We start from the raw sequence: 8,065 nt of genomic DNA on the forward strand, positions 1-8,065 counted from the left end.
CCCATGGCCATCATAATTTAAAATATACCAATAGGTCCAATTCTTGTCTTATAAATGTAACTAATTCAGTAATATCCATGCTGACTCTCAGTATTCTTCATTATCTGCTGGATAAATATTTTGTATTAGTTTCTAATATTATTATTCAACATCGTCTTGAACAAAACATGATTGCTGATGACGACTCATTAATTGTTATTGTGAGTCGTTATTTAAAGAAGCTAACCGCACTGGTAATATCTTCGCGATCAGTACGAGTTTTATTTATCGGCGCATTTATATCAGCGTAACCAAATGACATACCAAACAAAATACCTCTTTGCTCTGGTAAGTTTAAGGATTTTTTGATTGGATCTGGGAACTGCCCCAATGCCCCTTGCATACAATTTGATATACCGTGCTCAGCCATAATTAGCGAAAGAGTTTGCGCATAAATACCCAAATCAACCGCACCCATAATATCGAGATATTTATCCATAGTAAAAAAAACTACATGGGGAGCATCAAAAAAACTCCAATTGCGGATCATCGCTTTTTGACGACCCAGTTTGTCTTCGCGGGTAACACCAATAGCACTGTAAAGTGCATTAGCTGAACCAAATTGGCGGTCTCTATGGATACCTTCATATTTAGGTAACCAGTTAAAGTCTGGGTTTGGTGGTTTGCCACTCATAACCGCTGAGAGTAAATCATTTTTAAGGGATTCTTTTTTAGCGCCAGACACCACGCAAGTTTGCCAAGGTTGTACGTTGCAATTTGAAGGAGCGCGTTGTGCTTGTGTAAAAATAGCTTCTAATAATGCTTGTTCGACAGGTGTTTCCAAATAAGCACGCACTGAATTACGTTTTTCTAAGAGGGTGGTTAAAGACATTGAGACTCCTTTATAATTTTAAAATAGTCTCATATTAAGGGACATTGTAAATGAGACTTAGCTTAACAGCGATTAAATTTTTGGTAACGTTTAATTAGCTACTAACCGTATATATCGCTTAAAAAAGTGATCTATACTTGTTACAAAAGGGTATAGATAGCCACTGTAATAAGGTTAAAAGAGATTTAAGCGCATTTCTGATGGTAGAACTGTTATCTTTATAAAACCAATGAATAATTATTATCACGCTCTATTCTAAAATCATATAGTAAGTGGTTATTTTTCACTGGGTATTTCAGAAGCGCATTAACTTTTATTATATGGATACTGAATAGTTAGGGATAAATTAAATTCATTTGACTAATTTATCTCATATCGATAATATCAGTGGTATGACCACTTGGTTAAAGCAATGTTGAATAGTGAAGTCAACGGTTAATAATAAATTTTTGGAGTCAATAGAATGCCTGAATATAAAGCCCCAGTTCGTGATATTAAGTTTGTAATGCAAGAATTATTAGACTGCGACAAACACTATAAAAAATTAGGTTACGATGATGCTAGTGAAGATATGGTTGACGCTATTATCTCAGAAGCAGCCAAGTTTACTGAACAAGTTATTGCACCCTTAAATCAAATCGGTGATGAGCAAGGTTGTACGTGGACAGACGGTGTAGTAACTACGCCAGATGGTTTTAAAGATGCTTATCAACAATACGTTGAGGGTGGCTGGCCAACATTATCGCAGAGTGAAGAGTTTGGTGGACAAGGCTTACCTTATTCTCTTAATGCTTCAATTAGTGAAATGATGTCGTCTGCTAATCATAGTTTTGCTATGTACCCTGGTCTAAGTCATGGGGCACAAGCAACAATTGAAGCTCATGGCACCAGTGAACAAAAACTGCAGTATATGCCTAAATTAGTTGAAGGTAGTTGGACAGGCACTATGTGTTTAACTGAATCACATTGTGGTACTGATCTTGGCATGTTGCGCACCAAAGCTATTTTAAACGATGATGGTAGCTATGCGATTACCGGCACAAAGATATTCATTTCAGCCGGAGAGCATGACTTATCAGAGAATATTGTACATATTGTTATCGCACGCCTACCAGGTGCTCCTGAAGGTAGTAAAGGTATCTCTTTGTTTATTGTTCCTAAGTTTAATGTCAATGATGATGGCACAAAAGCAGACCGAAATGCTGTGAGTTGTGGTTCAATTGAACATAAAATGGGTATCAATGCTAATGCCACTTGTGTTATCAATTTTGATAACGCTAAAGGGTTTTTAATTGGACAGGAGAACCGTGGCCTACACTGCATGTTTACTTTTATGAATGCTGCTCGTTTAGGTGTAGCGATGGAAGGTTCTGCAGCAGCTGAAGCGGCATTTCAAGGTTCATTAGCTTATGCAAAAGATCGTTTGCAAATGCGTTCTATTAGCGGCGTAAAAAATCCAGATGGACCAGCTGATCCTATTATTGTGCACCCTGATGTTCGTCGTATGCTACTTACGCAAAAGTCTATTTCTGAGGGTGGTAGAGCACTAATTGGCTATTTGTCGCAATTAGTTGATATAACCCACGCATCAGATGACGCTGATCTTAAAGCCGATGCAGAAAACAAATTAGCCTTATTAACACCTATTGCAAAAGCATTTTTAACAGAGTTAGGTTTTGAATGTACAAGTCATGGTGTACAAGTTTTTGGTGGACATGGTTTTATAAAAGAATGGGGCATGGAACAGCTTCTGCGTGACACTAAAATTAGTTGTATTTATGAAGGCACAACGGGTATTCAAGCGTTAGATTTATTAGCCCGTAAAATTTTGGGCAGTAAAGGTCAAATTTTGAAGCCGTTTATGACAGACATCGCTATTTTTTCGAAAGACAATGCCGACAATCCAGCAATGAGTGAGTATGTTAGTACGCTAAACTCATACGCTAAACAATGGCAAATGATCACGGGTGATATTGGTCAAAAGGCCATGAAGAATCCGGATGAGATTGGTGGTGCTTCGGTTGATTACTTGATGTTTGCCGGTTATGTTACATTAGGCTACTTCTGGGCAAAAATGGCCTCTGTAGCGCAAAGTAAGCTAAAAGACGCTGGCGAAGATGAAGCGTTTTATCAAGCTAAAATTAAAACAGCAGCATTTTACTTTCAACGTATACTTCCTAGAGCTCAAGGTCATGCGGCTTGTATGGAAGGTGGTGTAGACTCGATGATGGCTCTAGACAGTGAAGACTTTGCATTTTAATTAAGCACTAGCTTTATTGATGATTTCTGAAAAATAATTATTGGTAAACAGATAAATATCTGCCCACTTTACACGGTTAAGATATTTTATAACGGGCTGTTAAACTAATGCCTAATATTTAGATTTAAATCTGAATATTAGGCATTTTTTATTTTACAGTTACATAAAATAATCCATTAACGAATGGCGCCTCGCAAAATGACTGTTTAGGCAATTAACGAGAGTTAATTTAAGTACTTGGGTGCGCTAATAAGTTGGGGAGCTACGCTTCGTTACTCAAGCCCACTTGACTGTAAACATTATCGCTGAATATTTATGATGACTTTTTAATTGTTTTTGTTGTTTTATATCATCTTAACGTTATTGAGTCATTTCCAGCTAGAGATAATTATTTGATCTTATCTAATATTAGTATAAATTAATTATTAGTTATAACGAGGGCATCATTGTGATGTACCGATAACATATTGTTGTAAAGATAAAGGAATTGGCGATGCCAACAAATAAACATAAACGAAAAGCTTCATCACATACTAAATCCCATAAAGGAAAAAATACCGAATCTACGGGTCTAATTATTTCACACCCTCAGGTCTTTATTTATGTTGGTTTATTCTGTGTTGTGTTGGGGGTATATCTATTAGCCTTTGAATCTCAAGATAACGCATTATTTGGCTTAGCGATGCTTTCTCTTGTCGCGGGTGTAGTGACAACTTTTTATGCAAATTTTACACTATCAAAGAAAAAAGCTCAGCTTAAGTGAAGCTTTAAAGTGGCAGAAATATTCATCTGAAACTTATTCTATGGCTAAAGTTTGGCTAACTGATTGGTTTTATTTGAAAAAAAGTGTATTCTGATTTTAAAGTGATAGGGGTTTTATTGCCAATAAGAATATTGGTTAAATTTAATCAAACCAAGCTTAAATAATATAAGTCTAAACTGGTGTAATAATAGCGCATATGAGACTCTTGACGATTATCTGCATTGTACTCCTACTGAGTGCTTGTACCCATAACAACTGGCGAACCGCGAGCAGAGAGCCTGCTGGTATTGCAACGTTACCCAATGACGATAGTAGGGCTGTTGTAGAGTTTTATGCCGCAGATGCTTTTAGTTGGCGTGGTTGGTTTGCTGTTCATCCTTGGCTTGCAATCAAAGAAGAAAAAGCAGCAGAGTATAGTGTTTATGAAGTTACTGGATGGCAAGTAAATCAAGGTTTATCAGCAATAAGACAGTATCAAACATTAACACCAGATAGGTATTGGTATGGCTCAAAACCGGTATTGTTACTTTCTATTAAAGGTTATGAAGCGGTTAAACTAATTCCTAAGATTAAGGCCGCAATTGCCCGCTACCCTTGGGTAAATGAATATAGTATCTTCCCAGGTCCTAATAGTAATACTTTTATCGCCTGGATAGGTTTACAAGTCCCTGAACTCGAACTTGAACTGCCATTTACTGCTATTGGCAGTGGGTATGCAAACTAACTGCTCTTTAACCAAAGAATTCAGCGAGAATCGATATTAAGTCGTTATTAAGCAAATTAAATTATTGGATTGATTAACTTCAAAAAATATTCTTTATTGGTTGATATATTATCAATTTTAATCGGGTAATGCAGTATCTTATTGAAATAATTGGCAAATTGTGAAATTTGCAGTACTAATCTTCGAGCGTCATTTATAAACATTTTACAAACTTGATTATCTTTAAGTTCTTCTCTTTTTATTTGGAATGGCTGCTGTGATGATTCTGACACCCATAATGTGCTCCTAAGTTTAGCTTGAATAAAATTCATTTCTGGGTTGTTAGTATTTAAGGTGTTTGTCCATTTAATGACTTTTGATAATTGGTCGTATAAATGGTTTCCGTAGGCTTGTCGATGGGTATCTGTTTGTATACTTTCTTGCATTATTGCTAATAGGGGCCTTTGTAAGTGATAAGAATAAATAGCCTGCATTTTTTGACTGGTTCTAAAGTCAAATCCTTCTGCTAATAAATAAAGTTCTCCGATGGCCGTATTGATATTTTTACTTTTTCTAGTGATCCGAGAATATTGATTCGCTATTTGTGAAATTTGAGCGTACTCATGAATTTGTGTTAACTTTTTTGGGTAACCAGAGCCATCCAATTTCTCTTCATGCTGTTCTATCGATTCTAAGACTAACTTACTCTCTAAACCCGCAAGTTTCACTATTTCTTTACTCAAGATAGGGTGAACTAACTTTGCATCTTTCATGGTGTTGTTAAGTCTTGCGTAACCAATATTTTCAAAAAACAAAACAGAGATAAGTTCAGTTAATTCGGTTGGAGAATAGTTGTTTGCTTTACCGATATGGGTGCCAAATACCAAATTGACTAAAGTATTTTGGTATGCAGAGGGGTTGAGGTGTGAAAATATACTGAGGTGATCAATAATTTTCTTTGGAATTGAGCCGCCTTTTATAAAGTCTCCAATGGTTACCAGTGTTTCATTTAGCTGAAAGTTATTTATCACAGGGTTTGTTTTAGCTAAGTCTAGGATCGGCGCTAACAAATTTTCATTACTGGTATCTTCTGTAAGAGAAATTACATCTTCATGGCCAATGATCCCCTCTTGTTGCAAGTTATTTAATTTTAAACGGATTTTTTCCGTAATTTCAGTACCCGCTTTTAAAAAAACTCTTTTTCCTTGTGGGTCGGTAATATCTTGACTGATGCCGCATTCCATTCCAGAATTTAAAATATGAGTCGAAAACTGTTTGGATGTTTCTTTAATAAGTTGATTAGTCACTTGCACATTCGTTCCTTGAATTAACTGTCTACTGGCAGTTCTATGCGTTAACTGTAGGAATGATTTTAGCAATTAGCAAAGTGTCTTTCTATTTTATCTGATTTGGCTTTACTCTATCCGCTTGTAACGTTTTCACTTTCTAACTAATCACATCTACTGTCGCAAAAGATTAAATCATTTATTAAAACGAATGCTCACACTAATATATTCAAAGTGCTAATATAGACCATTCATTATTTTATTAGATTATCAAGAAAATGTTAGTTTTACTTCCTAAGATAGGATGTAGTTGAACCTAGCTCAAATAACTTACTCTGGTGGTGATTCATCACTGTTCGAGTCAATATCCAATGATATTGTTGAAAAGGGCTATAGTATTCGTCCTTATGCTCTGCCTGAAGAATTAACCCATCTGTTATTAAATTATATCATTGAGTTACCTACTGAAAAATTCAAACGTGCTGGAATAGGTCGTGCCAAAGATCATATGATTAATGATTTTATACGGACAGATGAAATAAGCTGGATAACCAGTAATAACCAAGCCAGTTGTGCTTGGATAACGTGGACCGAGTCACTGCAAGCTTATCTTAATCGCCGGTTGTTTCTCGGATTATTTTCTTTTGAAAGTCATTTTGCTCATTATGCTAAAGGCGACTTTTATAAGAAGCACAAAGATGCTTTCAAAGGTGAGGGTAATCGGGTGCTATCTGTTGTTGTCTACCTTAATCAGCATTGGTCCGCTGATGATGGAGGTGAATTAGTGATTTATGATAAAAAAATACCAGCCTCCGCTGTTGTTGATAACAGTAAAATTAAAGTATTGCCCAGCTTCGGTACAATAGTTGTGTTTTTAAGCGAAGAGTTTCCGCATGAAGTATTACCCGCTAAGCGCGATAGATACTCTATAGCAGGGTGGTTCCGCTTAAATAACAGCATTGATAATAATATAGATCCGCCAAATTAATGAGAAATCAATGAGTATTTATAAAGGCGTAGGCATTGTCTAAATTACCTATAAAATTGCATATCATCAGTGAATTAGATGAAATTAATCAGCTAATTATCCCATTAAAAGCACTTGCTGATAGAGAGCGAGCCGCTATTTATGGTCTAACGGGCATGGTTTATACTCCTCATATAGATGATTACATGCAGACAAGTATAAAAAAAGCGGCGATATTAGCTTGTTTAAAAGAACAAGGTATATTGGCATTATCAAAGGTCGAACTCATTAGTACGGCATTAGATAGCTTACATAAAAGAGCAAGAAATAATGCAATTGTTGAGTATGAAGGCAACCGATACCAGCGTCGGTTTTCGCCATTAAAATTAAGTAAGTCAGGAAAAGTTGTCAGTAAATGGGCGAGGTATTGGTTTTTACAATCACCTAATGGCAAAGTGGATACTGAGTGGGAGTATCAGGTACGCGAAATTTGGCCTACTTATTTTTTAATTAGAACTATCGACCTCTAGCGAAAAGGAGCAAGCAATAAATGCGCGCTCCCTATCATGTCTGTTGATTATATCCACATAGGCAGTTAATAAAGTCTAAAGTATAATGGCGGTTGTGCCGATAACGACAGAGCAATAAAACAACTAACCAACATGGCAACATATATTTAGTCTTATTTATGAATATGCACTAGGATTAAACCATCAACGTTAATGGTTTATGCATTGAATACCTTCCAATGTGTTTAGCTTAAAAATACGAGGTACCACGATTAATGAGTAGTGTCATCAGTCCTCACTTACAAAAGTTTGAAAAACAAATTTTAAGTTTGGTCCCCTATGCCAGCAATGATAGATTGGAATATTTAGTTAAAAAACTTCTACCTGATGAAAACTCTGGTCAACACCTTGCTGTTAAAAATGAAATCAAAAAACTTGCCCAACAAGCTAATAAACCAATAGATTTACGGCTGATCTTTGCTGATTGTCAAATAGTTACACACAATAAAGTTAATCATTATTTGGATATAGCGGGTAAAAAGCTATTCAATGAAAAACTTGTTGAATATCAAAATCTTTATACAACAGCACTTTACTATGAAGTTTATGAAGACGCTCAAAAGAGAGCGGCTAATAAAGATAAAGGTGTCAGCAAATATAATATTGAAAACGAAAACGAAGATGAAGATGAAAGTGAAAGTGAAAG

Annotated in this window: 8 protein-coding genes; 6 read left to right on the forward strand and 2 right to left on the reverse strand. The window is 35.8% G+C overall.

Annotation, left to right across the window (positions count from 1 at the left end):
* Positions 1-208: 208 nt before the first annotated feature.
* Complete coding sequence (locus H4J57_RS16825) at positions 209-871, reverse strand: nitroreductase (RefSeq protein WP_182243678.1); 663 nt, start codon at positions 869-871, stop codon at positions 209-211.
* Positions 872-1,334: 463 nt separating this feature from the next.
* On the opposite strand from H4J57_RS16825, the gene H4J57_RS16830 reads away from it, so the two are divergent.
* The 3 genes from H4J57_RS16830 to H4J57_RS16840 all read left to right on the forward strand — a co-directional run bounded on the left by H4J57_RS16830 (position 1,335) and on the right by H4J57_RS16840 (position 4,618).
* The gene (locus H4J57_RS16830) at positions 1,335-3,131 is read left to right on the forward strand and encodes an acyl-CoA dehydrogenase C-terminal domain-containing protein (RefSeq protein ID WP_182243679.1); all 1,797 of its coding nucleotides are present in this window, start codon (positions 1,335-1,337) and stop codon (positions 3,129-3,131) included.
* 493 nt (positions 3,132-3,624) lie between these two features.
* A complete protein-coding gene (locus tag H4J57_RS16835) occupies positions 3,625-3,894 on the forward strand; it encodes a hypothetical protein (RefSeq protein ID WP_070376896.1) in 270 nt (89 codons plus the stop codon).
* Positions 3,895-4,090: 196 nt separating this feature from the next.
* A complete protein-coding gene (locus tag H4J57_RS16840; RefSeq protein WP_182243680.1) occupies positions 4,091-4,618 on the forward strand; it encodes a DUF3750 domain-containing protein in 528 nt (175 codons plus the stop codon).
* 56 nt (positions 4,619-4,674) lie between these two features.
* Here the strand turns inward: H4J57_RS16840 and H4J57_RS16845 are convergent, their stop codons facing one another.
* Positions 4,675-5,904 carry an HD-GYP domain-containing protein gene (locus H4J57_RS16845; RefSeq protein ID WP_182243681.1) on the reverse strand — a complete coding sequence of 410 codons (1,230 nt, stop codon included), beginning with the start codon at positions 5,902-5,904 and terminating at the stop codon, positions 4,675-4,677.
* 289 nt (positions 5,905-6,193) lie between these two features.
* On the opposite strand from H4J57_RS16845, the gene H4J57_RS16850 reads away from it, so the two are divergent.
* From H4J57_RS16850 to H4J57_RS16860, 3 genes are all read left to right on the forward strand, one after another.
* Positions 6,194-6,871, forward strand: a complete 678-nt coding sequence (locus tag H4J57_RS16850) for a 2OG-Fe(II) oxygenase (protein WP_220470326.1) — start codon at positions 6,194-6,196, stop codon at positions 6,869-6,871.
* A 35-nt stretch (positions 6,872-6,906) separates the two neighbouring features.
* Positions 6,907-7,380: a hypothetical protein gene (locus H4J57_RS16855; RefSeq protein ID WP_182243682.1), complete on the forward strand. Its 474-nt coding sequence runs from the start codon at positions 6,907-6,909 to the stop codon at positions 7,378-7,380.
* Between the two features lie 254 nt (positions 7,381-7,634).
* Positions 7,635-8,065, forward strand: a 431-nt coding sequence (locus H4J57_RS16860; RefSeq protein ID WP_182243683.1) for a hypothetical protein, incomplete at its 3' end; no start/stop codon positions are given.

It is taken from the genome of Colwellia sp. BRX8-7, from assembly GCF_014077275.1.
Lineage (GTDB): Bacteria > Pseudomonadota > Gammaproteobacteria > Enterobacterales > Alteromonadaceae > Colwellia_A.